We start from the raw sequence: 26,801 nt of genomic DNA on the forward strand, positions 1-26,801 counted from the left end.
AGGCATCCGGTCGTCCGCAAGCCGAATAGACCATCGGCGGAGCTCCGGACCCCCAATGCTCTGCCCTCGAATCAGAGTGCAGCGCTCAGCCCGCAAAGATTGCTCTATCCGACCGCCTCGCCAATGATTCTGGCCCCCCCGACGGTCCATGTCTCAGTGAGGATGCATCGATCGAAGGAACAAGTTGCCTGACGCCCCGTTAGGCACCTGCTCTGTTACGCCAGCCTTAAGGAGGAACGAAGATGGTGAACCCGGATCTACACGAATCACACGATCTTATCGCCAGCGATAAGGTGGTAGGCACCGCCGTCTATGACATGAATGGGGAAAACGTCGGCTCTATCGAGCGGATCATCCTGGAAAAGCGCGGCGGCCGCGTCGCATATGCTGTGATGAGTTTCGGCGGCATACTCGGTATTGGACATGAGCATTACCCGCTTCCATGGGAAATGCTTGATTACAATACGGACCTTAGTGGGTTCCAAGTGAACATCACCAAGGAGCAGGTCGAGGGTGCTCCGAGATATCCTGCGGGCCAGGATTACGATTGGAGTCCCGAGAGCGGCCGCCGCGTCTACGACTACTACGGAATCGCACCGTATTGGGTATGAGCCACCGTTGGTCCGAGCCGACCGCCGCCTCTTCACTGTTGAACGCTGTCGCGGCGGAGTCTGTGGTCCGCCGTTTCTGTCCAACGAAAGAGCGGGCGACGAAGGACGTCGAGGTGCTGGGTACGGCCAGATAGCAACGAGGCGCTTGCTTTGGGCAGTTTCGCGGATGGGAGCTCAAGGTCTATCGGCGCTCGGATGACATGGGGAAAGTCGTGATGCGTATGACGCGCGTACCGCGGCCGACCCCTTCGTCTTGCAAAGGGTCGTGACAGCCGAAACTTCCGAAATTGATCCGAAGCGCACGGCTCCCGTCCTCGACTTCTTGAAGTCGGCAGCATGAGCGGACCGTTTCCGGCCTGAACGGTCGCTGACGAAGTCTATTCGGTTAAAGCAGTGTCGAAGGAACTGCGCACGAGCTGACCGTCGATCCACTCGGAACCGATGATGCGCATGCTGATTATCGGCTGCAGCATGGATGTCCGGTCGAGGCGCCCGCTCTCTAAGGTAGCCCTTGTTGCATCAGACAGGATACGCTCCTTGCCGCGTCCAGCAGCTCGGCTTCGGATTATGCTCCGGCCGCTTATCTTGCTGACCCACCCGGTGACACCAGCCAGTGGTCGAGCGACAGCCTCCCCGCGCCCCAGGTAATCAAACCAAGCGCCATCGCCGCCCAAGTCAGATGAATGGGCCAGCCATCCGGAACGGTGAGCTGGATGACGATGGCCATTGCGAGGAGGCCAAGCGCGGCAAGGCGTGTCGCCAAGCCCAAGGCCAAAAAGATTGGCAGCATAACTTCGGCGGAGGCAACCACACAGGCAGTCGCCGCCGGTGCCGGGAAAGGATAGGGGCCTCCCGGCAGGTGAAGCTGGAATTCCGACGTGAACAGAAGAACGGCAACGTCGTTGAGCTCAAGAAAGCCATCCCATTTGCCCAGGCCGGAGCGCCAGAAGGGCACGGCAAGCGCCAATCGCAAGGCGAGTTGGGCGAGTGATGCCGGGGCGATGGCGGCGATCATGCCATCGATCTTGGCCGCCCAACGTCTCACTTTCCGGTTTCTGTGTCTGGCGAGGAAGGTTCGTACCGAGGTCACCTTTTCACCCTCCATGGCGGATAGCCGCAAAAGCGCCGGCCTCCAGCATCACCCTGATGGCGGTCGCGAGATCGAAATTCCGGCAGCAAGCGTGCCCCGCAACCGCAGCACGTCCGAATGGTTCGCCTTCAAGGAGACTGCCGACGAAGATGTCGACCCCCCGCGAAAGAGCGCGGACCTCCACCTCGAGCGACGGCCGCGTAATCAACGCGGTTTCCGGCACACTAGCCTCGATGCGCCCGACTGGACCATCCCCGCGATTTGCCAAGAACACCGTCACTGCTGGATAGGCGGAGCGGACGACGCCGGTCGCCGGGTGCGGTTCGAAGACCAGGTTGGCGAGTTCAGTGGGCTTTGCCGTCGCCAACACGTGCGGCAGCAGGGCGGCTGCGTCTGCCGCATGATAGGCGTCGAGCCAGGCCCGCTCGATCCGTGCGATGTCGGCTAGCCACGGCATCGGCCTGGCATAGGCGTAGCGTTCTATGAAATCGGGAAAATCCTGGCCGTATTCGAAGAGGAGCGGCGATTTCGGTGGCATCTCGCGGATATGGAACCGGGCCATGGCCCGGAAGAATGCGTCGCCGGTGATGCGCCTCGTCGCTGGGAACGTGGCAGCGAGCGCCTCGATGAGGCTTACCGTCACATTGTTGCGGTAGACATTGAAGCGCCTGTCGGCTGCCTTGCTGTGAGGGCCCGTAAGGAGCGTCGGTGTTGGGCAAGCGGGATCGAGTAGCCCGGCGACGAACGGGGCAGGATAGTCGAGGTCGTCGGCCGCCTCTAGGAAACAGTCCCTAACCTCGCACATGCAATGTCTCCTGTCGGAGGCCAGCAGCATGGCGGTTCATGAGCATTTGGGCGGCCTGCGCCTCACGTTTCAATATTGGCCAGTCCGGTATCGCGCTATCCCATTCGACTAACGTCGGAATCGGGCCACATAGGGCGATCACCACGTCGAAGAGCTTCCACACCGCGTCGGCTACCGGCTTGTCGTGGCTGTCGATCAGCAGGAGATCGCCTTCGTCATCCTGCTGCTCCGTATGACCGGCCAGGTGAATCTCGCCGACATGGGCCATCGGGAAGTCGGACAGATAGTCTAGGGCGGAAAAGCCATGATTGGCGGCCGAAACGAAGACATTGTTGATGTCAAGCAACAGACCGCATCCTGTGCGTCTCACCAGTGCCCGGATGAACGCCGTTTCGCTCATCGTCGATTCCTTGAAGAGCAGGTAGCTCGAGGGATTTTCCAGTAAGAGCGGCCGTCCGATCACCTCCTGTACCTCGTTGATGTGCTCTGCGACCCGCTGCAAGCTTGCCTCGGTATAAGGTAAGGGCAAGAGATCGTTGTAGTAGGTCGTGTCGTGCGTCGACCACGCCAGATGTTCCGAGACGAGCGCCGGCTCGTATCGCTTGACGAGGGCAGCGAAGCGGGCGAGATGACCTTTGTCCAATGACTGCGGCCCACCGATAGACATGCACACGCCGTGAAGCGAGACTGGATAGTCCTCGCGTATTTTCGTCAGTGCGGCATGCGGCGGGCCGCCTGCTCCCATGTAGTTTTCCGCATGAACTTCGAAAAAGCCGCCAGTCCACTCGTCGTCAGCGAGAATGGCCGGCAGATGCTGGTGCTTAAAGCTGGTGCCAGCCAGCCCATCGACCGGATGCGCCGGAAAGAGAGGAATTCCCAGCTGAGCGCGATCCGCGTGAATAGTCAGTTCCGTCACTGTCGCCTCCACTTTCCGGCTCATCGTTGCGATTAAGACGGCACGTCGCGTGTCAGCGGTTCAGGCGAGCCATTGCGATCACCCGGCAGTTCCATTGTCGTGCAGGTGCCGCCGTCGACGAATTTCCAGGCATTGCCCTGGTAGTCGACAGTCGACGTGGCCTGGCAGGTCGTGCCCGGGCCGGCAGCGCAATCATTCTGACCCTTGAGCGCGACGCCGTAGCACTTCTCCTTTCCTGCATCCATCGCAGCCTTGACCTCGGCCTGCGAAAGCGGCGCGGCGCTTGCGAGCGACGACAGCGCGGTCGCCACAGCGCCGGCAAGCATGGCGGTATTGATCGAACTTCTGGTAGACATGATCCTTCTCTCCATCGTTGCTGCATGCACCTTCGCTTCGGCGCACAGTCCGTCATTCGCAGCCACCGGGAGCGATGTTACATTCTGCGGTTACACGCTTTCGTGAGTGCCGCCCCATTTGAATTTGCGGCGAATTTGGGAAGACTAAGAAGACAGATGTTTCTGCTCCCACGGCCCACCTGCGGCAAAACATTTGCCGCGCTGACATGTAACAAGTAGCGAAACTCGGCGAATTGGGAGGAAGTGCAGGTGAACGGCGCGGACGACGGCGATCTCGCCGGGCTCCTTCGCACGGCGCTCGGTGGCAACGAGAAGGCCTACAGCGAGTTCCTCCAAAGTGCGGCTGCCCTTGTTCGCATCTGGGCGCGCCGGAGAGTGGCGTCTGTCGGTCTCGATCCCGAGGACATCGTCCAGGAGACACTGCTGGCGGTCCATTTAAAGCGCCATACTTGGCGGACCGACGGACCGGTGAAGCCTTGGCTCTTTGCAATCGCGAGGCACAAGCTCGTCGACGCCTTACGACGACATGGCCGTCATTCTCGCGTGCAACTCAGTGAGGTTGAAGGCAATCTCGCGACGGAAGAGGCGGAAACCACCCGGGACTGGGAGATTGGCCGCGCGCTCGAGGTGCTGACGCCCGGCCAACGCTCGGTGGTGACTGCTATATCGGTCGAGGGACGTACGATCGCCGAGGCTGCAAGAAGCCTCGACATGAATGAAACCGCAGTTCGCGTCGCGCTCCACCGCGGTCTTGCTGCCATCGCCAGGCGATTTGGACGGAAGTGATATGGAAACGCAGGAACTCATCAAGGCCTTGGCTGCGGACAACCAGCGAAGCGGGATGCCGATGACTCTCGTCTGGACGGGTGCCGCTGTCATCGCCATCGCCCTCGCTGCTTGCGTCTTCTTCGTACTTCTCGGGCCCAGGCCGGATATTACAAGCGCAATGCAGACGCTGCGCTTCCCGTTCAAGATTGTGGTGGCGATCGCGCTTGCCGCGAGCTCCCTCAGTGCACTGCGTGCGCTGTCGCGGCCGGAAACCGAGCCAAGCGACTTGCTGCCCCCTCTGATCGTCGCTCCGGCGCTGATCGCGATAGCGGTCCTCGCCGAGCTCATCGCCATGCCGGCGAGCACATGGTCCGCGAGGCTCGTCGGAACGAACAGCCTCGTGTGCCTGAGCTTCATCCCGCTGATCGGCATCGGGCCCCTCGCTCTGCTGCTCCTTGCGCTGCGTTATGGGGCTTCTTCTCATCCCGCGGTTTCAGGCGCAGCTGCCGGATTGGCTGCCGGCGGCATTGCGGCGGCCTTCTATGCCTCGCATTGCACGGACGACTCTCCGCTTTTCGTCGCAACCTGGTACACGATGGCGGTGGCAATTTTGGCCATTGCAGGGGCATTTGCCGCTCGCCGCGTAATTCACTGGTGAGTAGCGGGCCAGCGCCGGCGCAATAATTTCAAAATCGCTACTGCGATCGGAGTTGCTGCGGCGCCGCTTGCGAAGCTCAGAGCTGGATGAGGAAAAGTGAGTGCGGTTTTCCGCCCGCGTCCCGCGTCTCAACTTATTAGAAGCGATTTCCTTCATGATTTTAGATCGCCCGATCTAAAATCATCGCGATCCAGAGCAGGCTTCAATCCCGATTGTATGTTCACGGCAAAAGCAATCCGTCCAGACAGGGCCGGAGAGGGCCACCCCTTTGCGGTTGCGCGCGAGTAGCGGGAAAACGTTGAGCGGATCGGGCCATTTTATTGGCTTGTTGGAGTTTGCCGCCGATCCATGCGCAGGGCTATACGAGACAACAAGCGGGCTGGAATCCAGATTGGCCCTGGGTCGGACCGCGTTAGCTGCGACCATACTCAGCTTTTTACATTCGAATTGCCGCGCGCGGCACCACGATCGTACTCCGCTAGGCTGCGTATTCATGAAGGGTCACGCTTTGTTTCAGCCACCGAGCGGATAGGTCCTGCGCGGCCGGCCATGTCTCAGCGGTCGAAGCGGCGAATGATGGTGTGCCGCTTACCGCCTTGCAAGCATTGGCAAAATCAAGCCCCACTGCGTCTCTAGAGGTGCTCCGAACGGTTCAAAACCCAGTTTCTTGTAGACAGCGATCGCCCGTTCATTGGCCGGGTGCGGATCGGTCGCGATAACGGGTACACCCGCATCGAAGAGAGCCCTCATTCTCGCTCCGATAAATGCTGATCCGTGCCCAAGACCGATCATTTCGGGGTCTCCTATGTATTGATCGATTCCCCGCGATCCCCTGGGAAGCTTAGCAAAATGGTGATCTTCCCAGCCGTGGACGGTATAGTCCTGCATGAACGCAAAGGGGCGTTCGGCGGTTGAAACAATCCAACGCGCCACCCGAGGATCAGCCAAGTCTGCTGCATCGTACGACTCATCTGAGCCCCACCATGCGCGGACATGCGGGTTCGATTGCCATGCTGTAAGCAACGGCAGATCATCCACCGTCGCTTTGCGAAAACTGTATCGGTTGGCCGCCGTCATTTAACAAGCCTAGCACGTCGCTGGTCGGTAGAAATAGGCTCTTTTGGGACGGTCAAGCTGCGGCGCACGAAGTCTGGTCGCGGAGGCGAACCAGACATTGAACAAGGGCCTGACGCTTCCGCGATGATGCAGCCGATGCCCACGCCGCGCATTCCCTCGGCGTAGAAGAGGCGGGCAGCGGTATCGAGCAGGCGCCGCCGCGGTAAACATTATGTGTGTCCGGTACGGAAAGATCGTTGAAGGCCTCGGGCACGTGAAGGGGTAGGCTGGGACTTCGTCGCTTCAAGCGTTTCGCCGTCTTTACAGACGGTGGCCGGTAAAGCAGTCAATTTCCGTCTGCAATGGCAGAGGCGCCTGGCGGAAACTCGGCCTTTAGGATTTTTCTCAGCGTCGCCGCATCCGCCAGAAATGCCGCCGGATCGTCTCCCGCCACGAATTCAAGCATGGCAAATCGCCGGCCGGTCCAGCGCGATTGCGGCATGGTGGCCAAAGCCGTTTGCCAGTAGCCTTCGGCGGATGCCAGGGGAAAGCGCTTGCGTTCGTGGTCCCAGGCGAAGACATGGACATGGGAGACATGCGCGCCGATGCTGGCGATCTCCGTGAGTGCCTCGACGAGTGGGAGCCCGGGCCTCGGCTGCCAGTAGAGATACACATTCGGATGCGCGACCGCCTCGATAAGTCGGAGTGCCGAGCTCGTCTCGTCCGTCAGGGTCTGTGGGTGATATTCGAGCGAAACCGTGATGCCATGCCGAGCGGCTTCCGCGCCCATGTCGCGAATCGCATCCGCTGCATCGCGCCGTTCATCGGCGCTGTAACCCCTCGAAGCGCGCTGGCGCGTGCCGGGCCAGATGCGGATGTTGGAGGCGCCAAGCGCGACCGCGGTTGCCAGTGCGGGCGCGAGGGCGGAAAGATCGTCGGTCGGCGGCGCGACATAGGAGCCATAGGAGGTCTTGAGACCCGCGCTTTCGCACAGGTGTCCGACCGTGCGGGCGGTGGACGTGTCGCCCGGAGGAACATGGGCGTCTCCCGCCCACTCGATCGCGGCGAGCCTCGCCTTCGCTGCTAGCGCGACAATTTCGTCGGCGGGCAGCTTGCGGAAGGTTACCGTGCAGAGAGCCGGTTCGAAAGCGTTCATGCCATGCGCCCCAGATCAGGCTTGTGGACCTCGAACAGGAGCGGCCTGCCTTCGAGGAACCGCGCCACTTCATCAACCGCCATTTCACCGAGGCGCATGCGCTCCAGACCGATGGCGCCTGCGATATGCGGCGTCAGAAATACGTTCGGCAGGTCGTAAAGTGGTGAATTTTCGTCCGGAATTTCGGGGTCAGTAACGTCGATCACGGCATTGATCGCGCCCGACTGCAGTTTTTCGATGAGTGCCGCCTCATCCACCAACGCGCCGCGCGCCGTGTTGATCAGCGTCGCGCCGTCCTTCATAAGGGCGAGCTGGCGGTTATCGATCATGTGTCGGGTCTCGGGTAGCAGCGGCGCATGCAGCGACACGATATCGGAGCGGGCCATCAACGTATCAAGGTCGACCTTCTCTACCTCGAGGGCCATGGCTTCGGCGTCTTTGACTAGCGGATCATAAAGCAGCAATCGATAGTCGAGGAGACGCAGCAGTTCGATCACGCGGCGTCCGATCCGCGATGCGCCGACAATCCCGACCGTGCGGCGATGGTTTCCTACCGCTTCGCCCTGCAGGATCTGGGTGCGCTCGCGTCCACGGTCGGCCGCATAGACATCGCGGAAGCGGAACACCTGCTTGCCCGCAAAAATAACGGCTGCGAGGGTAAACTCGGCGACCGGTACGGCATTGGCCTCCGCCGCGTGGCTGACCTGGATCCCCGCATCGAAAACGCTCTCGTCGACCAGCCCCTTGATCGTGCCGGCGGCATGGACGATGAGGCGAAGGCGCGGCGTCCGGGCGAGGACGGCCGCATCGATGAACGGCGCGCCCCAGCCGGTCACCAAAATTTGTGCCTCGGCCAACAAACGCTGCGACCGCTCATCGGCGAACTCCGTCATCGGCCGCTGATCCAGGATTCGGGCGAAGGCATCTAGCCGCGCGAGAAGCTCCGGCGTCAGAACATAACGCGTCCTTTCCGGCTGCATCGCAAAGGCGACGGTCGGGAGGGTCATGGCGCTGATCCGGGCGCTTGCATTGCGCTGACGGTCAAGCCTTCCGCCCGAAGCGCGTCGAGCACCGCCATGTCCGGCATCGCCGGCGGATTGGACCAGTCTTCGGCGACGGCGGAAGTGTTGCGGGCCGCAAGCACAGCGCAGGCGAGGATGGTTTCCCCAGAAGGGATTTTGGCCCGCAACTGCGGCACCAGGGTTTTTGCGGCAATCAGATTGGTGTTGGGCGGCGCCTTTTGGATCCGGCCTTCGCGCGGGACGGTCGAACCGAGATCGCGGATCCCGCTGAAATCTTCCGCGCCGATTGCGTGGGCCGTCCCTTCCGCGGCGGTGAGCGCGTCGGCCTCGAAATCCCGTCGGGGAATGGCGAAGCCGCCTTCGGCCGTCTCCAAAGGCCGCGGCGTCGCAATCCGGTGCACGCGCACATGCCAGGGCGAAGCCGGAACAAGCCACGTCTCGACAACGACGTCCGGCCAGGGAGACCATTTGGAGAACAGCACATTGTGCGCAAGCCGCACCTCCTTATTGGCCTCGCGCACCCGATAATGAACGCCGTCGTCGCTGAATGCCAGCATCGAATCGAAGGCACCGCCGGCAAATGCCCGTTCGTCGCTCTCGACGCTGAAGGCGTATCGCGCCGAATAGGCGAATTTCGCATATTTTTCAGAGCCGAAGCGCATCTGGCGGTTTTCCTGGCCGGAGGAGAGCGCCACCACGTCCCCTTTGACGGGTATCATGACCATGCCCGGGTGGCGAAGGACTACCGGTTCGGCCAGCCGCCGGAGCGGGACTTCCGAGCTCGTCCAGAATGGATGGTTTTCGCTGACGGCTAGCGGCAGGAAAGCCTTGAAGGCCCAAAAGGGCGAGCCGGCCGAATTGTAGTTTTCCGACATAAGGAGGTTCGGATAGCCGTAGCCGATAGAAAGAACGCCGTCCCGATCCGCTATCGGTTTGTCTGCCCACCATCTGAGGTGGCGGAGGCAGAGCCCCTTGATCTCGCCCCAGGGTAGAGCCTCGAGGTCGGCAAAGGCCAGTGCTGCCCAGAAGCCGGCGCAGGCGAAGCGGTAGGTGAGACTGCGGCCGAAGGGGAGGGTCGCTCCGTCTTCGGCAAACCAGTGGCGAAAATCCTGGGCGAAGGCCACCGCCCGCTCGCGATACCGTTTCGCATGGTCGTCTTCGACAAGGCGCGCATAGATCAGCCCGTAGAAGTGCATTGCAAAGGCGATGTAGTGGTCGACGCGCCGCACATTGCCGTCGCGATACCAGCCGCCACCGATATAGAAGCCGTCAAGTTCGGTGAGATAGGCCTTCGTCAGGCTGCGATCGTGCTCGATGCCGAGGCGATCGAGAGCGATGTCGACGAAAACGCGAAAGAACTTCCAGTTATTGTCGGCATAGTCGAACTTGCGGGCATGGAGGAGATAAGAGACGAGATTGTCTCTTTCACGCCCGTTTAAGGGTTCCCACAGCTTCTCCGGCGCCAGCACCAGCGCGAAGCCGAGGGCCGCCAGCTCGACCATGCGCTGGTCCCGGCCGTTCACTTGTCCCCAATATTCGGGATGTCCAGGGTCGGTGCCGTTGGCGATCCCTTCCGCGTAGCGGTCCCAATGCGCGAAATTTCCGCCGCCTGCAGCAAAGGGAGCAAGACCCCAGAGAGGCCTCGCAAAACCCTCCAGATCGGCAGCGGCCCGGTCGAAATGAGCCGCTGCGGCGTCGAGACGGACTCGCGCATTTCCTTCAGAGAAATAGGGGAGCAGCGGATCGAAGAGATCGAGCAGCGCGCGCTGCATGTCGCTGCGTGTCTCAAGCGGATTTCCGGCAAGCGGGTTGGCGCTGGCGGGATCATAGGTCATGGATTGTCTTTCGTGGCAATTGTGCCGCCGGGCACCGGGACGACGGCGTGAGTGACATGCCGGGCGGGCACGCCCGGATGGCGGAAGCGAAACTGCATCATGGCGACCGCTTCGCAGCCGAGCGCTGCGCGGTCGACACGCATCGTCGACAGGCGCGGATTGGCCATGTCGGCGCAGGGCAGGTCGTCGAAACCGATGATCGCGAAATCGTCCGGTACGCGCCGGCCGAGTTCGGTCACCGCCTCTAGAACGCCCACGGCGATGAAGTCGTTCATGCAGAAGGCCGCGGTGAAACCCTCGTCCTCGGCAAGAGCCGCGAGCGTTGCCGCATGGGCTTCGGCGCTGGAGTTGTTCGCGAACGGCAGGCGGATGACACGCGCATGGCCGCCATCCACGGAAGCGACCGCCGCTTCGAAGCCGCGCACGCGCTCGCGGATCGTATGCCGATGCGATCCGGTCAGGTGGAGGATACGCCGGTGGCCGGCGTCCAGCAGCATCCGCGTCGCCGCGAAGGCGCCGAAGAAGTTCGGCGGCGAGACACCGTCGAAGCGTAATTGCGGATCGACGCCATTGACAAGGACGACGGGGGTGTGGCTTTCCACGAGCCATTCCGCAAGCGCCTGACAGGGATCTATGCCGACCAGGAAAAGCCCTTGCGCACCAACCGATTGCATATGTTCGCCAACGGCTTGCGGCGTAGCCTTCGCCTCGTTCACGAGGCGAATGTCGAAAGACATGCCCTGCTCGGTCGCCTCGGAGCGCAGGCCATCGACAATGCCCTGGTAAAATGCGCTCAGACTGCCCGTGACGCCGTTGCTCGCGATCAGTGCCAGCGCGCGAGGTGCTGCCGCAGCATCTGCTTTGAGGGGGTAGCCGAGGTCATTTGCGACCTTGAGAATCTGTACCCGGACATCCTCGCTGATGCCGGGCTCATTCGCGAGGGCGCGTGAGACGGTAGATACTGAAACTCCTGCTTGTGCGGCAATGTCAGCTTGGCGGAGTCTTCTGGAGGGTCTTTCTATCATGGCGCAAACATTGCGCAATCAATGCAAATTTGCAAGATCGAAAAGAAATATTGCGCAATGAAGATTTTTGCATAAGCTCTTGCGTTAATTGAGACCTGCAGGTGCTGGAGGAGAGTGCCGCGCAGGGCAGCACAGGGGAGGACTAGAATGCTACTCAACAGACGCAGATTCATGATCGGCGCGGCTGGCGCAGCGACGGGTATCGCCCTTGGTTCCCAGTCAGGCCTTGCGGCCGAGACCGTGCAGTTGCGCGCGATGTGGTGGGGATCCAACGACCGCTCGAAGCGGACCTTGGCGGTCGCCAAGCTTTTCGAGGAGAAGAACCCGGATATCAGGATAGTCGGCGAGAGCTTGAGCGGCGACGGGTACTGGACGAAACTCGCCACTCAGATGGCCGGTCGCGCCATTGCCGATATCTTCCAGCTCGAGCCCAGTACGATTTCGGACTATTCCAAGCGCGGCGCCTGCATGGCGCTCGATCCCTTCATCTCTTCGGCGCTCCACGTCGACGCCTTCGGCAAGGACGTGCTGAATTTGACGACGGTGGACGGAAAGCTCTGGGGTGTCGGCCTCGGTCTCAATTCCTTCGCGCTGTTCTACGACGCCGATGCCTTCGCCAAAGCCGGGATCACGCCGCCAGGGGTCGACACCACCTGGGAGGAATATGCCGACATCGCCATCGAGATGACCAAGGCGGCCGGCAAGAAGAATGTCTGGGGCGGACCCTATGGAGCACGCTATGCCTATGTCTTCGATGCCTGGCTCCGCCAGCGTGGCAGCAGTCTCTACACCGACACGGGTCTCGGCTTCAGGGTCGAGGAGGCGAAGGAGTGGTACGCCTATTGGGAGGAGTTGCGCAAGCGCGGCGGCACCGTCGGCGCAGACATTCAGACGCTCGATCAGAACACCATCGACACCAACTGCCTGGCGCTCGGCTACTCGGCGATGGGCATGGCCTATTCGAACCAGATGGTCGGCTACCAACTCATCATGAAAAGCAAGCTCGGCATCGGCATGCTACCGCGCGCCGAGAAAGGCGGCCCCTCCGGCCATTACTATCGCCCGGCGCTGATCTGGAGCATCGGTGCATCGACTGAACACGGCGAAGCGGCCGCCAAGTTCATCAACTTCTTCGTCAACGATGTCGAGGCCGGCAAGATCCTCGGCGTCGAGCGCGGCGTACCCATGTCGCCGACGGTTCGCGAAGCCATCCTGCCGTCGCTCAACCCGACGGAGACGGAAACGGTGAAATACATCAACGCCCTCAAGGATCAGGTGGGCGGCTATCCGTCGCCGGCGCCGCTCGGATCGACCGAGTTCGACCAGCGCGTGCTGCGCCCTATCGCCGATGAACTTGCCTTTGAGCGCATTTCGATCGACGAGGCCGCCACGCGTCTGGTCGACGAAGGCAAGGCCACGGTCCGCGCCGGCTGAACCGGCCGGTGCCAGCGGATTTCCGATTAGATCGTTTCTCTGTGCCATCGAAACGGAGAAACGATCTACCTCTTTGAAGCTAAAGGACGAAAGCCGCCAAAACTTTTCTTCCGAAGCGCTTTACGTTGCCCCAGGCTAGGCTCCGTGGCCTTGCTCCTGTGTCGCATAGGGGAGAGGGATGGACGTCGAAGTTCAGCGGGCCTCGGGGTTGCCGTCTTCATCGTCGCTATGTCGATCCTGGTCGCAGATGAAGTCGCTGGCTCGCCAAACCTCACAGCGGTGGAGATAGGCTTTGCCCCAAGCCGCAATTGGAGCACGTAACTGAATGGGCGACGGCTCTGGTCACTTTCCATTCGGGGCCGGCCGTGAGGCGATGAAGGTGCCGCAGGCGACCGTGATCGCCGCAACCGCGAACAGGTCGATAAACGGAGAGCAACCGACGAGATGCTCAAGGTCACATGCACCAGCGTGGCTGTTTAGGACGTCACAGCCGGATTAGCCGCCATAGACGCGTGGCCGGAGGCTGCAAATCCGCATATCACCAGGAGAATGATCATTCCGTCGATGTATTGGGCCTACCCCAAATGGCGAGCCGAACAAATACGACGGAGCGCCGCTCTCATCGTCCAAGAAGGTTTGTTCCCTAGGCGTGGTTAGGCGCAGCCCATTGGAGCTGGAACAGGATGCTGTCATCGCGTGAAGGGAACCAGCAGTGGGCGTCGAGACCGGCTGTTTCCGCTTCGCTGCTTGGATCCTTGAGAACATAGCACCCCGCATAGGTCTTTACGGATTTGCAAAGCCTCTCCAAATCAGAGTGATGGACATTTCTGACGAGAACCGGCTCGAACTCTTCCATTGGCCGCTCCCTGCGATCCTGTTGGCAAGAGTATTATCGAAAGCTAATCATGGAAAGATCAAGGCAGAGGTTCAGATTTTCTGAACCGAAATACCTTCTTCGCCGTTCTCGATCTTGACTCCGAGTCCCTGCGTGTTTCTGGAGTCGAGGGAAGCGCAAGTTTGGCCGTTTTGGCCACACCAGCCAGAGACATTCACTAGGCGCTGGAGTATTATTGGGTTGGCCTGGGACATGGCACCCCGAGCGTGGCAGTACACGAAAACTGGGTGGTCACATGGACGATCCGACCATGCACAGACGTCTGACGGCCATCCTTGCCGCAGACGTAGTGACCTATAGCCGCCTCATGGCCCGGGATGAGGCGGGTACTCATGCGGCATGGAAATCGCACCGAAAGGACCTGATCGACCCCAAGATCGTCGAATATGAGGGGCGCATCGTGAAGCTCACCGGCGATGGATTTCTGGCGGAGTTTCCAAGCGTCGTGAATGCGGTCACCTGCGCTGCGACGGTCCAGCGGGGAATGCTAGAGCGCAATGTGGATGTGCCGCGGCCAAGCCGGATCGAGCTTCGCATGGGCATCAACCTTGGAGACGTGATCGTTGAAAGCGACGACATCTTCGGGGACGGCGTCAACGTTGCTGTGCGACTTGAAAAAATAGCGGCGCCTGGCGGTATCGCGGTATCTGCGGCCGTCCGCGATAACGTCGGCAACAGGCTGGATCTTCGATTTGAGGACATGGGCGAGCAGGCGCTCAAGAACATCGACCGGCCGGTGCGAGCCTACAGCATTTCTCTGGATTTTCCGGCGGCTCAAAGAACGGTCGGCTCGGATGCAGGCACCCGAGAGCCCTGGGAGATTGAGAAGCCGTCCATCGCGGTCCTGCCCTTCAACAATATAAGCGGCGACCCTGAGCAAGAGTATTTCAGCGACGGGATCACCGAGGACATCATTACCGACCTGTCGAAAATCTCCGGCCTGTTCGTTGTCGCGCGCAATACGGCATATACCTACAAGAATAAGCCGGTGAAGGTGCAGGAGGTGAGCCGGGATCTCAGGGTTGGCTATATCCTAGAAGGAAGCGTCCGTAGGGTCGGCTCACGTGTGCGCGTCACCGCGCAACTTGTTGAGGGTAAGGGCGGTGGTCACCTGTGGGCCGATCGCTACGATTGGGATCTCACCGAGATCTTCGCCCTTCAAGACGAGATCACCCATACCATTGTCGACCACTTGAAGGTCAAGCTGCTCCCAGAGGAGAAGAAGGACATCGGTCGAGTGCCGACCGGGAACTTCGAGGCCTATGCCTATTACCTGAGAGGACGCCAATTCCTGCATTGGCACTCAAAGTCGCATTACGTTCTGGCGAAGCGTATGTTCGCCATGGCGGTCAAACTTGACCCACTTTATGCGCGGGCCTACGCGGGAATTGCTGATTGCGATTCCTTCCTCTTCCTTCACTACAACGCTGACGTGTCGATCGACGGCATTTTGGCAACCAGCGCAAAGGCGCTGGATCTTGAGAGCGGTCTCGCAGAAGCGCACGCTTCACTCGGCCTGGCTCTGTCGCTTCGTGAGCGACATTCGGAAGCGATGGCGGAGTTCGATCAGGCGATTGCCCTCGATCCCGACCTGTTTGAAGCCCATTATTTCTATGCCCGAGCCTGCTTCACCCAGGGTAAGCTGGACGAAGCAGCCCGGCTTTTCCAGCGCGCCGCAGACATCAAACCTGACGATTACCAATCCTTGCTTGTGCTCATTAACGTTCTCCGGTCGCTCGGGCGCGAGCAAGAAATGAACGCCGCGGCGCGGGAAGGAGTGGCGCGAGCCGAGCGTGAGCTCATGATGCGTCCGGAAAATCCAAGACCCGCCTATTTGGGGGCTGTAGGGCTTGCGGCACTTGGTGAGCTTGATCGGGCTAAGGAATGGGCGGTACGCGCTTTGGCGATTGATCCCGACGATCGCCTTGCCAAATATAACGTGGCTTGTTTTTATTCGCTCCAGGGCGAACCTGATCGAGCCATCGACTTGCTAATCGAGCTTCTCCCGGGGGCCACCCATGAGACGAAGAGGTGGGTAAAATACGACTCGGACCTCGACCCGCTCCGTAACCATCCCCGGTTCCCGATGGTCCTTGAACTCCTCGGGTGAGAGAGACTGCGGCGGAGACTATCGGCAACTTAGGCAGGCCAATGAGATCCGGGGCGATGGCTTGAGACGTCCAAGCGCTACGCTCAAGCCGCGCATCGGGAACATCTTGACTCACCGTGCTAATGAACTGGCAGCAGTCAATGCGAGCAGACCCGATCCCCAGGGCGAGATCATACCGGAATCCGGGGCCTAATCATCTGTGAACAAAGGCGCGGCTTCATCGGGATCGGCACACGGGATGCCTCGACCCATCTGACGGACCGCTACAGCGAGCGGAAGGAACAGGCGGCCGAACTTGAGAGGTTGGTGTCGCTCAGGTCGAGCTAGTCACTCGCTAGACGCAGCCATGCGATCAATGCAGCCATGCCGATCGTACCAAGCAGGGCATTGACGAACAGCGCCGAGGCGATTCCCGAGGTTTTCCATCGCGGCGGACAACACGAAGGGAGCGGCGGCACCAACTGCGAGCCTTGTCGCTGCCATCTTGCCCGTGCTCGCGCCGTAGCCAGCGGACCCGAAGAGATAGAGCGGCGATCCTGTCGATCCCGGACCGTAGTCCAAAGCAGATCGCAGAGGCCAGCGCGCTATTGAGAGCAATGGATACGGTTCCAAGCGATTACGGTCCGATCGACGCTCCTAAACGAAGACTGAGACTGCAGCGAAGAAGGCAACAGATCTGTTGCGGAAATTTCACCAATTTTGCGGAGCGGGCGCGCAGGTCTTTATCGCCATGAGGCCGAGACGGTCGCTCGAACTTATAGATGGAAGAGGGCGTCCAACAATCCTTCATGCGGAGCGTTTCAATTTCAGCGCGCACCGAAGGAGGAGCGCGACGCGTCCTGCCGAGCGCGTCAAAATTAATAGAATGGACTACAGCTCTCGCCGTAGTCGCCTTGCGCCATTGATCATCACGACATTGACTTGAACGTTCAAACAATGCCCGAGAATTTCTGATGCTCGCGCACGTAGGCTTTTGCAGCCGCCTCGAGGCTCTTGCACTTCTTCTCGGACTTAAGCAGAGCGTGATCATCTTTCTCGGGCGAGCATCGAAGAACGTCACGCCGCAAACAGGCGCCCTCGTAGACCAAGCATAACTTCAAGAACACCAAATCCAGGGACATCCATGCCTTGCCGCGCAACTCAGGTGCGGCCAAAAGCAAACGGGCCATTCCTGCCTTCTGCGCATCCATGGCGGTGTTCACTTTCGTTGAAGAGCCAATTCGTCTCAACGGGTGCTGCTAGGAAAAAGTTCCGCCTCTCCGGCTGCTGTTGTGTTGCGTGCACGGGCTAGGACGGCGCCTCACACATCCACCCTTCCATAATCCCAACCCGGCCAATCAGCGCCATAACCGCTCAGCCAGGTCCGCGCTGCCGCAAAGTGCAGGATGAACGAGAGAACGTGCGTCACAGCTTGTGGCGCTAGACAAGTACGGCGACCGATCCGGAGGAACGGAGATTAGACCGGGCAGAAAAGCGTTGGCCTGAAGACCGCCACCCGTGCTCTAAGCGCCCACGCTCTGAGACCAAGCCTGAAAACAACCTCCGCGACATAGCCATCCTCATGCCTTCGTTTCCCTTTACAAGGGGAGGGTAGCGGCGTGATCTCAACGCAGGGTTTTAATCTTCGCCTCTTCGACCGCCGCGAGGAAAGCGTCTCGTGCAGGCGCCGCCGAGGCGGCGCCGAGCATCGCATCCGTGCAGGCGTTCAGCGCCGCGGAATAGCTTCGGCCGTTCGTATCCGGCCAGTTTTCGCTAAGCAATTGAGCCGCATAAGCGGGCGACCACACGATTTGAATGCCTTCGAGATTGGGCAGATCGATGATTACGCATTCGTCCCAGTTCTCAGCCATGTTCATTTTTACCTGCTGTTTCTCACGGTCTAACCGACTTCCCTCTCAATCGTTCCAGAGTAACTACCGTGGCTTGCAAGGGGAGGGCAGCATGATCTCGCTCCACCTCCCATATCTGCCGTCCGGCTGGGACCTCCTACAACGACTGGGGCAAGACCGCCGCCCGTCCCCATCCTGTAAGAAGTGGCGGAACGACGCCGGCTACTCATCAAGGCCTGAAGCAGGCGATTGCCAGCCGTCGCTCTGCTTTCGGCGCCAAAACATGCGGCAGCATTTGACAAACGCTCAAAAAGGATTCTCGACTGCCTTCAGCACTACGGCTTCATCAAGAACGACAATCTCTGCGGACGCCTGATCCTGGGACGGCGGTCTGCGGGCCGAGTGCGAGGGCATCATCCAAGTACGCGAAAAAGGGATTGCGGCGTGAGCGTGATTGCCGCCGCCCTGAAGCTCATGCGTGCCGATGGCATGGACTCCGACGCGATCGTTGCCGCTGTCGCGGAGATGGAGCGTGAGATGACGTCGGGCGTCGACCGTGCTGCCGAGAAGCGGCGCGAGTGGGATCGCTAAGGGATGCGGAAACGGCGGAATTTGTCCGGTGGAAACAGGTGGAATCGGGTGGCCGCTGAGCCCTTTCCTCCCCGGAGATCGCCGCGACGCTCACCAACCGCCCGCCAGAGATCGATCGGTCTCCTGAGGTTATGGCCCGCGTCCGCGCACGGCTGTTCTAGTTCCGGCAGGAAAATGCAGCGTCGAAGGCAGCGACCGGAGCCGTGATAGCTCCTGAGCCCATTGGTCCAATCCGGCCGCCGAGCTCGCACGGATGCTGGCATTGGCGGACGCACGCCTGGTCAGCGCCGCGCAGACGGCCTACCGACGAAATATCGAGATGGACATCGAGCCGGTCGAAGAGGAGCGAGCGGCATAACTATCCAGCACCGCACCGCCGACATCGAGGCTGCTTCTAAGCTCGCAAGGACGATCTGTCGGCTTCACAGATTGCAAGGCGCTTCGGTGTGTCTCCCAACGTCATCGCTGGGATCGCATTTCGAAATCGCGCGTTGTTCTCATCGAAGCCGCGAGCTCGCAATTGCCGACCGCACGAGAGCAAGAGAGCTCCGCGGAAGGACAAGACTGCAATGCGCGACCGCAAGCCCGATACCATAATCATCCCTCCCCACAAATATGACCTGGAGCGACTGCCGTTCGCCAAACGCCTCTTAGAATTGAGGCCCGGCGAGTGCATTTGGCCCATCAACGACGGCAGCCCTTTCCTGTTCTGTGCAGTCAAGACTGCCGGGAAATACTGCCAGCACCATCAATCCAGAGCGGTTGCAGTCCATCGCATTGCGAAGAGGGAAAAATGAAGAGATCACGTTGGTACGCAATCCATGTTGCCCCGGGCTATCGGCGCATGGCGGCCGTCGACGAGCGCCTGCCGGAAAGTCGGCCCACGGAATCGATCATCGAGCGGAACTGCCGCAAGGACGGCTTCGACATCTTCATGCCGTCCTTCTACACCGAGTTGAGGCATCACCTGACGAAACAGATCCTACAGAAACGGTTCCCGGTCGGCTATGCTTCGTCAACCTGCCGAGGCTGAATTTCGAGGAGCTCCGCCGGGTCGACGGCGTCGTGTGCTTCCTGCGCGGTGCCAACTACGGGCCGCTCGAGTTCCCCGACGGTACCATCGAGGCCCTGTACTTCGCCGAGCACGAACGCCGGCAGGCCTTCCTCTACGAGCAGCACTGCCGGAAGGAGAACGAGCGCCCCGGGCAAATCCAGCACCTGCGCGGCCAGCTCCGCAAGATCCTGCCTAAGGGGAGGAAGGCGCGCGTCTCCATGGTCAATCAGACCGCGAGCGCTATAGATTCTCTAAGCCCGCAGATCAAAGAGCGCGTGCAGAAAATTATAAGCGAATTGAGGGAGTAACCGCCGACGCAGAGGTTAAAAATTTGCGCAAAGGCGTATAGGGTTCCTCAAGCAATTTGTTGTGTCTGTTCAGTTGCGGACCTCTGTTGAGGGACGATTCGCCGGGCAACCGCCGAGATAGACGGTAGAAGAAATGCGCCCGAAATCCAGGCAGCGCATACTCCGAATGGACAACTTGTTCAGAAAACCCCCGCCCCCTATAAAGTTTGCACAAGCGCATTTGTCGGCGGGGGGATACGTTGGCAATCGCGCATTGCTTTCGACTTGTGACCACGGATGTACTGGCACGAGTTTTGAGAGCGAAAAGACAGAAGGCCGGGGCCAACGTGCCTCGGCCTTTTTGTTGCCTTCGCCCGGTAGTGCTGTTGGAAAATGCAGAAAGACCCCGACTGGGCAAGCGCGACCACCCGATGACCGCCGTCTATGCGGTAGGGGGATCGCCTTTCCTTTCACGAGCCCGCCTCGCTTTAGGCAGATGCCACTGAATGACCGACGTTGTGTGCCGACGGCCGGCTCATCCGGGGCTCACCGGGCAGTTATTGCTCAGTATGCACCGTGAACTTCGGAGCGTCTTCGCCGGCCCCTTCTGCAAGGAACTCGAGCAGCACCGAAATTAAGAACTCCGCGGCCTCTTTGTTCACCAAAAGGTCGATGGTGCCCAAGTCGGTCTCGAGATTGAGGCGCCCAATCAATGGCTCTGACGAAATTGTCTGGAATTCACTGTCTAACAAGCGGTTTTCTTCCAGCTCTGACATTTTCCCCTCCTACTTAGAACGACACGATGCGCAGGAGTTCTGTGGATTGGCAACCAATCTAGTTTTCCGATGACCGCAAGGACCCAAGCATCTGTTCAGGCCGGGGCCGCAGACCGAGGCAACCGAGGACCAACCTATCCCGCTGAAAGCTCCCCGGCAACGACCGCAGATCGGCTCAACCAGTTTCGAGGCAATGCCTCAACAAGATCGGGAAGGCGGACAGTAGTTCGTGCAGATCGGGGTTCGTGCCTGGTCGTCCCTTCCCGAGCAGAATCGGGAAGAGGTGACATCTATCCGCCTACTGCGCAGCTTCCCGAGCCGTAACAAGGCCTGCGCCGCCTCTCGTAGAAGCGCACCGTTGCGGGCTATGGGCGGATGCCAGAGGGGCATTGCCTGAAGGCCTGGATAGCAACCGGCTCAACACGGATTGGGCCCTGATACCACGTGCCCTTCTGCCTCATCTCGGCGGAAGTTTGGCATGGACGACGGCCCGGAGCCTGAGGAGAAGTCATCATGTCAGTCGTCAAACTGAAGCATGCAGTGAAGCAGCTGCGGACGAAGGCAGGTGCGGCATGACCGATCCCGCCGAAATGATCGCATGGCTCGATCGGCCGCCGTTCAAAAAAGCCTCGTCCTGAAATGGAGATCGAGACCAAGGAAAACGACATCGCCCGATTCGAAGAGATCCGCGGCGCGCATCTGAAGGCGCTCGATCCCAGAGATCAGGCCGGGAGCGCGCCATGACCTCAGTTCCTCATTCTCTGCGGGATCTCTTCGCCGGGCAACGGACTGATGTCGGGTGCCTCGTCCGGGCCTACGTTCGGCTCTGGCTCTTCGATCGGTGGCTCGGGCAGATCTGGCGGCACATCCGGCGGCATATCTGGCGGGAATTCAGGGTCATTGGGCTTCGGGATCGGCGTCGTAGGCATTCAGACCTCCTCTTTGATGGCGCAACCGATGCTGGGCTGTGTTTGTTCCACGGGCCGGGAGGTGTGGCGTGACCGATTGGTTCCTTGACCCGCTTCCCTCCACTACGAGATGATCGTCATCGAAATTCCGTGGCCGTTCGACCTTTACAGCGATGCGGGCGCTAAGAAGTCGGCATCGACACACTACGACGTCATGAGCGCCGAGCAGATCCGTGCGCTTCCCGTTGGTCAACTCGCCAGCATGCATTGCCCTGATCTATTCGGGGGCGACGGCTCCGCATCTCCCTTTCGCGGTTGAATGCCTGAAGGCGTGGGGCTTCGAGTACAAGAGCTTCATGGCTTGGCGGAAGACGACTGCCGCCGGCAAGGTCCGCATGGGCACCGGTTACCGTGTCCGCCCCGGCGAGATTGTGCTCGTTGGCACCCTCGGCAATCCGAAGCAGTCCCATGTTCCGCCGACCATCTTCGATGGCATCGCTCGCGAGCACAGCCGCAAGTCCAGACGAGTTCTATGCCCTTTGTGACCGTGTGATGCCGCACGCGCGGCGCGCCGACGTGTTCGCTCGAGAACAGCGCCAGGGTTGGCACGCCTTCGGCAATGAGGTCACCAAGTTCAAACCGGAGGTGGCGGCATGATTTCAAGCGAGCAAATCAATCTTCGCCTCGCTGATCGCTGCCATGAAGGCGATCCTCGCACGTTCCCCCGTATATGCCCACCACGGCGTCCGCGCACGCGTTGACGGCCGTGCCGTAAGCACGTCTATGATCCACGGGCCAACTGTCGATGAGCAAGCGTACAGCGTAAGCGGGGTGCCACACGATCTGTACGCCGTCCAGATCAGGCAGATCAAGGATGACGCACTCGCCCCAAACGGTACCCATTACAAAATTCCTTCGGGTGAGGGCGTCGGCATGATCAAGCTCCACCTCCCATACCCGCCGGGCCGGGAACAGAGAGGCCGCGATCGCAGCCTCTCCCCCTCAAGTGGTGCCTCAGGCAGAAACGCGTCCGCTGCCGGAACTTGGGCTGATCATCCACGGGAGAACTGCGGGTGCTTTGACCAGGATCCCCTTCTTCTTTCCGAAGGCCCGGATCGCATCCCGCGCAACCTGAATGGGCTTATGGCCGTCATGCGCCATGTACAAAGTCTTCAGGGTGGCGCCGTGCACTACGTCGCGGTCGCGCTCCGGCCACCCCTCAAGAAAATCGATGGCATCGTACAGGTCCGTAATCTCTCTGATCAGGTCCTTCTTCTCCTTTAGGTAAACCGGTCGAGCAAACATCTTCGAGTTCATTTCAGCCTCACTGAATACGACGGTGTTCAACAAGGAAAGCGCTGCGGCCCAGCGCCCGGTGTTGATTTGTTGTCTCTTTTCAGCGGTTTCAAGAGGTCGGTGTGTCTTCGTCGCTACTCGCCGGAGGTGCGTAATGACCCTCCTGGAAGCCTACGCCAAGTTCGGGCCCGACACGGTGGCGATCGCCGAGGCCTTGGACATTAGGAACACGAGGCCGACTCCCTCATCAACATCAAGATGAATCGCGATCGGTTTAGGCCCGACGGTATGCCAGGTGGCGGCTTTGAACACTCCCCGGCGAGCGATACGAGATTGTGAACAGCTTGCGACTTGTGCGCCTCGCGTAGCGCCATCGTGCCTGTTCACCGAGAGCCCGCCGGCTCACCGCCGAGTTACGCGGTAGGAGAAATGCACCCAATTCATTGCGACTGGCGTGCGCCCTTGTTTCGAACACATTGGTCCCCTATATACCACGCATCGGCATTGCTTATGAGCGCTGATAACTCGCCGCTCGCAATTGCTGCATCGTTTTCGACTTTTGACCACGGATGTACTGGCACTGGTTTGGTAAGCGATGATGAGGAAGGTCGGTGCGGTTTCGCCCCGGCCTTTTTTGTTGTCTGGTGATAAGCACCTGTCCTGCGTCTATGCGGTAGGGTGGCCCCCTTTCATGTCCGCAGGCGGGGCAACGGGTAAGCCGCCTGGCTCATAACCACGAAGACCGGTTCGATTTCCCGGGCCCGCAGCGAATCGAAGGCCGCGGCGCAAATTCAGACTGATGCTATTGATTGACCAGCTCTGGCTGATTGGGTGATTGTGGAGCGGCGGGAAGCATTGTCCGCAACCAGACCATGTGCCAACCTGTCCTCTGAACGTTTCAGAGGAGGTGGTGTAATGTTGCGTAGAATTTTACCTTTGGCTGCAATAGCTGCGCTCGGCTTGTTCGATCCTGAGGCCGCAAATGCAGAGCAGGTAGCACTCACTTCGACTGTGAGCGTTAAGAATGAGCTCAAGTATCTTTTGTACACGCCGGATGGATACGCGACGTCAACGGAGACTTATCCTCTCGTTATATGGCTACATGGAGGAGATCAGGGCGGAAGTGATATCGACAAAGTCAAATCGAGCGGCATTCCAAAACTGATCGAAGACGGGAAGAAATTTCCATTTCTCGTCTTTTCTCCCCAAAACCCGAGCGAAGAACTGCTGTATCCGATTGAGAAAGTGGACGCTGCACTTGAGGAAGTAGCTTCAACATATCGGGTTGACCGTTCACGGATCTATGTGATCGGATTTAGCCGGGGCGGCTTCGGTGCTTGGGCCTTGGCCGAACAGTTTCCAGATAAGTTCGCCGCTATCGTCCCAATCGCCGGCGGTGGCAATCGGCACTATCTCAATAGAACGAACGAGAAAGCTGCATTCTGGGTCTTTCATGGCTCAAACGATGGTGTAATTCCGTTATCGGATTCCGTTGTGCTTTATGAACGCCTTAAAGCTCTGGATCGCAATGCTCGACTGACCGTATTGGAAGGTGTCGATCATTCCGGCGTCGAGTGGGCGACCTTGAATGATGCTGAACTCTGGGATTGGCTGCTGAAGCAGCGTCTTGAGGGCGCGCCTCAATAGCATGATGATCGCGCTTACCGATGCGGAGGGAGGTCGGTGTGGTTTCGCGCCGGCCTTCATTGTTTTTCCGAGAAATTGATCTTCTTGCGATGTGGCAGATACGGCCGCAACTCGGGCGGCTGCTCGGTATTGAGTTCGTGCGCTTCCGCGACCTCCTCATCGAGGACGTGCGCATAGCGGTGGTCTCGACATCGGCGTGGCTGATGCCTACTGACGGTTTTCAGATTCCTGGTCTTTCGCAGGAGCCTCGTCGCCAGACCATGGCGGAAGTCGCGGAATCGGAAATTCTCGACCTTGGCCTTCGCTCTGATGCGCTCCACCGCGTCTCGAGGGAGCTATAATGATGCCTTCTTCGATCCTTCCCATCTCCCTTGTATGACTCTTACCCGATCGGGGCCGGGCCGCCTGGTATGTGATATGTGAAGACGAATTCCCGATGGTGCCCGCACAGGGGCAGCAGAATATCGCGCAGTGCCGGTGATGGCCGTCTTGACCACGCGGCCGCCTTCCCCCGGCGCCGCGGCGGACATCCGGGCGCGAGGTTTTCCCAGCGGTAGTTGAGGGGGAGGTGGTCATCGCGCGAAATATTCCTTCGGTTGCGTGGACGCAGCCACATAGAGCGGGTGTACGGGATGACCGTCTGCCGTCAGTTTGAGAGCCGCTGGGTTGAAGAACGCAAGCCTCTCCGCGACTTCGCGTCCACGATCATGAAGTGTGCCATGTGTTCCCCACGCGCATATGATCTTACGTGCGCTATGCGCGATCGAGAGCAAGTGCTTGTCGTTATCTGGGCCGATCGGGTCAGGGTGGTCGTAAAGGGCTTTCGGATCGGTGGAGCGAAGTGCAAAGAGGTTACCAACAATCAAGCCGCCATGGCCCCAAGCCCGCGCGAAGCCGACGCACCGGCGAATCGTCGGGTCATCTTGGCAGGCGTCCGCTATGGACGGGTTCAGCATGAGGAAGGCGACCTTGGCCTTCTCCGAATCCCATTGCCGCTCGAGACGGTAACGGTAGGCACCGCATCTTGAGATAGTAGCCGAAGACTTCACCTCGGTTGGAAATACATCGAGCGTGTCGCCCATCACTCAGCCTCTTCCGCCCCGGACAGCAGCCTCTGCCGAGGCCATGCGCTCGTGAACGATCTCGCCGGTCGGATGCAGGATCTGGCCCAACAACGCCGCATGGAAAGATAGAATATCAGTCTCGACAGCCGTCACCGGCCTTTGCGCCGTTCGCGGAGGATCAGCCAGACGGCGTTTGCCCTTTTTCAAGGGAAGCCGCTCGTGTTCGACCCTGGTCTTTCGCATCTTGTTTGAAGATGGTTCTCGCGCAACCAGGCGACAATACTCCGGGGCGTTGGCCTCTGGTTCGGCCGCGGTATTCGAGTTGGGTGATGACCTTGCCCTCGGCAAATCTTCCATCGGCGCGAACTTCGAGCAGCCGAAGGCCTGAATGGTCTTGTGGATAGAACATTTTCCGTTGTTTTTTGGCCAGCGTGAGCATACCAGTTCATGTGATGGTTCCGCCCGACTGAAGAACGGCGGATGAAAAGGGAACACGGTGAGGACGACCCATCAGGGGCTAAAACCGTGGCTGCCCCCGCAACTGTGAGCGGCGAGCAAAGTCCAAGGATGCCATTGGCCGTGAATCGGCTGATAAGGCGGACAAAGCTACGACCCGCAAGCCAGGAGACCTGCCATCACCTTGGGCGACACGCCTCAACAACTGCCACGCCGCACGGTGGGTGCGGAAAGGAGAGCACATGCATATCGAACCAGGCGTCGTCGATGGCGCAAAGATTATATTGAGTTATGCCACTGCCGCAGGGGCTCTCGGGCTCACCGCCAAGTTGGCGGCTGACAGTATTCGCAACAACGGTGGTGCCGGTGCGCTCGTGTTACGCAGTGTGGTGACAACGGCTTTGGTCTTCTGCTTTTTCGAAGTTCTGCCGCACCATCCTGCTGGTGTCTCGGAAGTCCATCTTATCCTGGGTTCAACCCTTCTTCTCTTGTTCGGAGCAGGCGCCGCTGCGGTTGGCCTTGCGGCTGGTCTGCTTCTTCAAGGGCTTTTCTTTGCGCCGTTCGATTTGCCACAATATGGGATGAACGTAACTACGTTGCTGGTGCCCCTTTGGGCAACCAGTCTGCTCGCGGCGCGGATTATTCCGTCTCGGACCGCATACGTGGAATTGAAATATAGGGAAACTTTGGCGCTCTCCACGACCTATCAGGGCGGTATTGTTGCATGGGTTGCCTTCTGGGCACTATATGGCCACGGCTTCAGCGTCGAAAATCTCGCGGCCGTGGGTTCGTTCGGCGCTGCCTACATGAGCGTCATTCTGCTGGAGCCCCTGATCGACTTGGGTGTTCTCGCCGGTGCAAAGGCGCTTGATCGCTACAGTCGTGGTCCCATGTTCAATATCAGACTGCATCGGGCGGCGTGATTATGAACACGCCCAGTGCATGGGTATGGGGGCGATAATCTGAGGCGTAAGCGGGATTGATCTCGCTTTCGCTGCTTCCCAATTCTCCAGCAGTAAGCGGCGTTCGAAGCGGATCGGAAGAGGGCGAGAGCCCAGCGGGACGAAGAATATGTCGCGTCGGAGCTGCAGCGGATCAGCCTTCAACGCCACCGCAGCTCTGTTTGTGTCAGGCTGTCTCGCTGTCCGAGGCACGG

General features: G+C 59.8%; 27 protein-coding genes, 3 pseudogenes and 1 riboswitch. Of the genes and pseudogenes, 13 read left to right on the top strand and 17 right to left on the bottom strand.

Annotated features, from left to right (window positions below):
- The first annotated feature begins 242 nt into the window (after positions 1–242).
- The gene (locus JOH52_RS24995) at positions 243–611 is read left to right on the top strand and encodes a PRC-barrel domain-containing protein (protein ID WP_013850982.1); all 369 of its coding nucleotides are present in this window, start codon (positions 243–245) and stop codon (positions 609–611) included.
- A 580-nt stretch (positions 612–1,191) separates the two neighbouring features.
- Here JOH52_RS24995 and JOH52_RS25000 read toward each other — a convergent pair.
- The 4 genes from JOH52_RS25000 to JOH52_RS25015 are packed head-to-tail and all read right to left on the bottom strand — an operon-like array spanning position 1,192 to position 3,778.
- A complete protein-coding gene (locus JOH52_RS25000) occupies positions 1,192–1,731 on the bottom strand; it encodes a DoxX family protein (protein ID WP_017272394.1) in 540 nt (179 codons plus the stop codon).
- Positions 1,706–2,506 carry an HvfC/BufC N-terminal domain-containing protein gene (locus JOH52_RS25005; RefSeq protein WP_014530670.1) on the bottom strand — a complete coding sequence of 267 codons (801 nt, stop codon included), beginning with the start codon at positions 2,504–2,506 and terminating at the stop codon, positions 1,706–1,708. The genes JOH52_RS25000 and JOH52_RS25005 overlap by 26 nt, the downstream gene beginning before the upstream one ends.
- Positions 2,493–3,422, bottom strand: a complete 930-nt coding sequence (gene bufB / locus JOH52_RS25010) for an MNIO family bufferin maturase (RefSeq protein WP_014530669.1) — start codon at positions 3,420–3,422, stop codon at positions 2,493–2,495. The genes JOH52_RS25005 and bufB overlap by 14 nt, the downstream gene beginning before the upstream one ends.
- Before the next feature lie 32 nt (positions 3,423–3,454).
- Positions 3,455–3,778, bottom strand: coding sequence for a BufA1 family periplasmic bufferin-type metallophore (locus JOH52_RS25015; protein WP_013845873.1), 324 nt, complete (start codon positions 3,776–3,778; stop codon positions 3,455–3,457).
- A gap of 249 nt (positions 3,779–4,027) precedes the next feature.
- On the opposite strand from JOH52_RS25015, the gene JOH52_RS25020 reads away from it, so the two are divergent.
- Positions 4,028–4,564: a sigma-70 family RNA polymerase sigma factor gene (locus tag JOH52_RS25020; RefSeq protein ID WP_014530667.1), complete on the top strand. Its 537-nt coding sequence runs from the start codon at positions 4,028–4,030 to the stop codon at positions 4,562–4,564.
- A 1-nt stretch (position 4,565) separates the two neighbouring features.
- The gene (locus JOH52_RS25025) at positions 4,566–5,204 is read left to right on the top strand and encodes an NrsF family protein (protein ID WP_014530666.1); all 639 of its coding nucleotides are present in this window, start codon (positions 4,566–4,568) and stop codon (positions 5,202–5,204) included.
- 588 nt (positions 5,205–5,792) lie between these two features.
- Here JOH52_RS25025 and JOH52_RS25030 read toward each other — a convergent pair.
- From JOH52_RS25030 to JOH52_RS25050, 5 genes are all read right to left on the bottom strand, one after another.
- Positions 5,793–6,281, bottom strand: a complete 489-nt coding sequence (locus JOH52_RS25030) for a GNAT family N-acetyltransferase (protein WP_014530665.1) — start codon at positions 6,279–6,281, stop codon at positions 5,793–5,795.
- 325 nt (positions 6,282–6,606) lie between these two features.
- Positions 6,607–7,416, bottom strand: a complete 810-nt coding sequence (locus JOH52_RS25035) for a sugar phosphate isomerase/epimerase family protein (RefSeq protein WP_014530664.1) — start codon at positions 7,414–7,416, stop codon at positions 6,607–6,609.
- Positions 7,413–8,423 carry a hydroxyacid dehydrogenase gene (locus JOH52_RS25040; RefSeq protein ID WP_014530663.1) on the bottom strand — a complete coding sequence of 337 codons (1,011 nt, stop codon included), beginning with the start codon at positions 8,421–8,423 and terminating at the stop codon, positions 7,413–7,415. The genes JOH52_RS25035 and JOH52_RS25040 overlap by 4 nt, the downstream gene beginning before the upstream one ends.
- Positions 8,420–10,273 (bottom strand): DUF2264 domain-containing protein, encoded by a 1,854-nt coding sequence (locus tag JOH52_RS25045; protein ID WP_014530662.1) that lies wholly within the window; start codon positions 10,271–10,273, stop codon positions 8,420–8,422. The genes JOH52_RS25040 and JOH52_RS25045 overlap by 4 nt, the downstream gene beginning before the upstream one ends.
- Positions 10,270–11,298: a LacI family DNA-binding transcriptional regulator gene (locus tag JOH52_RS25050; protein ID WP_014530661.1), complete on the bottom strand. Its 1,029-nt coding sequence runs from the start codon at positions 11,296–11,298 to the stop codon at positions 10,270–10,272. The genes JOH52_RS25045 and JOH52_RS25050 overlap by 4 nt, the downstream gene beginning before the upstream one ends.
- A gap of 147 nt (positions 11,299–11,445) precedes the next feature.
- On the opposite strand from JOH52_RS25050, the gene JOH52_RS25055 reads away from it, so the two are divergent.
- Positions 11,446–12,732, top strand: coding sequence for an ABC transporter substrate-binding protein (locus JOH52_RS25055; protein ID WP_014530659.1), 1,287 nt, complete (start codon positions 11,446–11,448; stop codon positions 12,730–12,732).
- 643 nt (positions 12,733–13,375) lie between these two features.
- Here JOH52_RS25055 and JOH52_RS25060 read toward each other — a convergent pair.
- Positions 13,376–13,588 carry a hypothetical protein gene (locus tag JOH52_RS25060; RefSeq protein WP_014530658.1) on the bottom strand — a complete coding sequence of 71 codons (213 nt, stop codon included), beginning with the start codon at positions 13,586–13,588 and terminating at the stop codon, positions 13,376–13,378.
- A gap of 274 nt (positions 13,589–13,862) precedes the next feature.
- On the opposite strand from JOH52_RS25060, the gene JOH52_RS25065 reads away from it, so the two are divergent.
- Entirely contained in the window at positions 13,863–15,737 is a 1,875-nt protein-coding gene (locus JOH52_RS25065; RefSeq protein WP_014530657.1) for an adenylate/guanylate cyclase domain-containing protein, read from the top strand.
- Between the two features lie 225 nt (positions 15,738–15,962).
- Positions 15,963–16,064: pseudogene (locus tag JOH52_RS36555) on the top strand (arsenical resistance protein ArsH); the annotation flags it as partial.
- 602 nt (positions 16,065–16,666) lie between these two features.
- Here the strand turns inward: JOH52_RS36555 and JOH52_RS25070 are convergent.
- Together JOH52_RS25070 and JOH52_RS25075 are read right to left on the bottom strand one after the other, a co-directional pair.
- Positions 16,667–16,927 (bottom strand): hypothetical protein, encoded by a 261-nt coding sequence (locus tag JOH52_RS25070; protein ID WP_014527405.1) that lies wholly within the window; start codon positions 16,925–16,927, stop codon positions 16,667–16,669.
- Between the two features lie 414 nt (positions 16,928–17,341).
- Positions 17,342–17,593, bottom strand: coding sequence for a DUF982 domain-containing protein (locus JOH52_RS25075; RefSeq protein WP_014530654.1), 252 nt, complete (start codon positions 17,591–17,593; stop codon positions 17,342–17,344).
- Positions 17,594–18,010: 417 nt separating this feature from the next.
- Here JOH52_RS25075 and JOH52_RS35250 point away from each other — a divergent pair, with 417 nt between their 5' ends.
- The 3 genes and pseudogenes from JOH52_RS35250 (at position 18,011) to nusG (ending at position 19,560) form a co-directional block, all read left to right on the top strand.
- Complete coding sequence (locus tag JOH52_RS35250; protein WP_017272396.1) at positions 18,011–18,157, top strand: hypothetical protein; 147 nt, start codon at positions 18,011–18,013, stop codon at positions 18,155–18,157.
- 446 nt (positions 18,158–18,603) lie between these two features.
- Positions 18,604–18,954, top strand: a complete 351-nt coding sequence (locus tag JOH52_RS25090) for a GcrA cell cycle regulator (RefSeq protein ID WP_234827150.1) — start codon at positions 18,604–18,606, stop codon at positions 18,952–18,954.
- Positions 18,951–19,560: pseudogene (nusG, locus tag JOH52_RS25095) on the top strand (transcription termination/antitermination protein NusG). The gene JOH52_RS25090 and the pseudogene nusG overlap by 4 nt, the downstream one beginning before the upstream one ends.
- Before the next feature lie 495 nt (positions 19,561–20,055).
- Here nusG and JOH52_RS25100 read toward each other — a convergent pair.
- Positions 20,056–20,274: a hypothetical protein gene (locus JOH52_RS25100; protein WP_012061769.1), complete on the bottom strand. Its 219-nt coding sequence runs from the start codon at positions 20,272–20,274 to the stop codon at positions 20,056–20,058.
- Positions 20,275–21,020: 746 nt separating this feature from the next.
- On the bottom strand, positions 21,021–21,203 hold the full coding sequence (locus JOH52_RS25105) for a hypothetical protein (RefSeq protein WP_014530649.1): 183 nt from the start codon (positions 21,201–21,203) through the stop codon (positions 21,021–21,023).
- Between the two features lie 212 nt (positions 21,204–21,415).
- On the opposite strand from JOH52_RS25105, the gene JOH52_RS25110 reads away from it, so the two are divergent.
- Positions 21,416–21,727, top strand: coding sequence for an MT-A70 family methyltransferase (locus tag JOH52_RS25110; RefSeq protein WP_014530648.1), 312 nt, complete (start codon positions 21,416–21,418; stop codon positions 21,725–21,727).
- A gap of 114 nt (positions 21,728–21,841) precedes the next feature.
- Here JOH52_RS25110 and JOH52_RS25120 read toward each other — a convergent pair.
- Both JOH52_RS25120 and JOH52_RS25125 read right to left on the bottom strand, forming a co-directional pair.
- A pseudogene (locus JOH52_RS25120) lies at positions 21,842–22,085 on the bottom strand (DUF982 domain-containing protein).
- 111 nt (positions 22,086–22,196) lie between these two features.
- Positions 22,197–22,499 (bottom strand): DUF982 domain-containing protein, encoded by a 303-nt coding sequence (locus JOH52_RS25125; protein ID WP_014530646.1) that lies wholly within the window; start codon positions 22,497–22,499, stop codon positions 22,197–22,199.
- Between the two features lie 894 nt (positions 22,500–23,393).
- Here JOH52_RS25125 and JOH52_RS25130 point away from each other — a divergent pair.
- Positions 23,394–24,125 (top strand): carboxylesterase family protein, encoded by a 732-nt coding sequence (locus JOH52_RS25130; protein ID WP_014530645.1) that lies wholly within the window; start codon positions 23,394–23,396, stop codon positions 24,123–24,125.
- Positions 24,126–24,214: 89 nt separating this feature from the next.
- A complete protein-coding gene (locus JOH52_RS25135; protein WP_017272400.1) occupies positions 24,215–24,466 on the top strand; it encodes a hypothetical protein in 252 nt (83 codons plus the stop codon).
- Positions 24,467–24,697: 231 nt separating this feature from the next.
- Here JOH52_RS25135 and JOH52_RS25140 read toward each other — a convergent pair whose 3' ends face one another.
- Positions 24,698–25,207, bottom strand: a complete 510-nt coding sequence (locus JOH52_RS25140; RefSeq protein WP_014530643.1) for a DUF1643 domain-containing protein — start codon at positions 25,205–25,207, stop codon at positions 24,698–24,700.
- Between the two features lie 418 nt (positions 25,208–25,625).
- Positions 25,626–25,840: riboswitch (cobalamin riboswitch) on the top strand.
- A 47-nt stretch (positions 25,841–25,887) separates the two neighbouring features.
- Between JOH52_RS25140 and JOH52_RS25145 the strand changes: the two genes are divergently transcribed.
- Positions 25,888–26,568, top strand: coding sequence for an energy-coupling factor ABC transporter permease (locus tag JOH52_RS25145; RefSeq protein WP_014530641.1), 681 nt, complete (start codon positions 25,888–25,890; stop codon positions 26,566–26,568).
- Positions 26,569–26,801 lie beyond the last annotated feature (233 nt).

The organism is Sinorhizobium meliloti (genome assembly GCF_017876815.1).
Lineage (GTDB): Bacteria > Pseudomonadota > Alphaproteobacteria > Rhizobiales > Rhizobiaceae > Sinorhizobium > Sinorhizobium meliloti.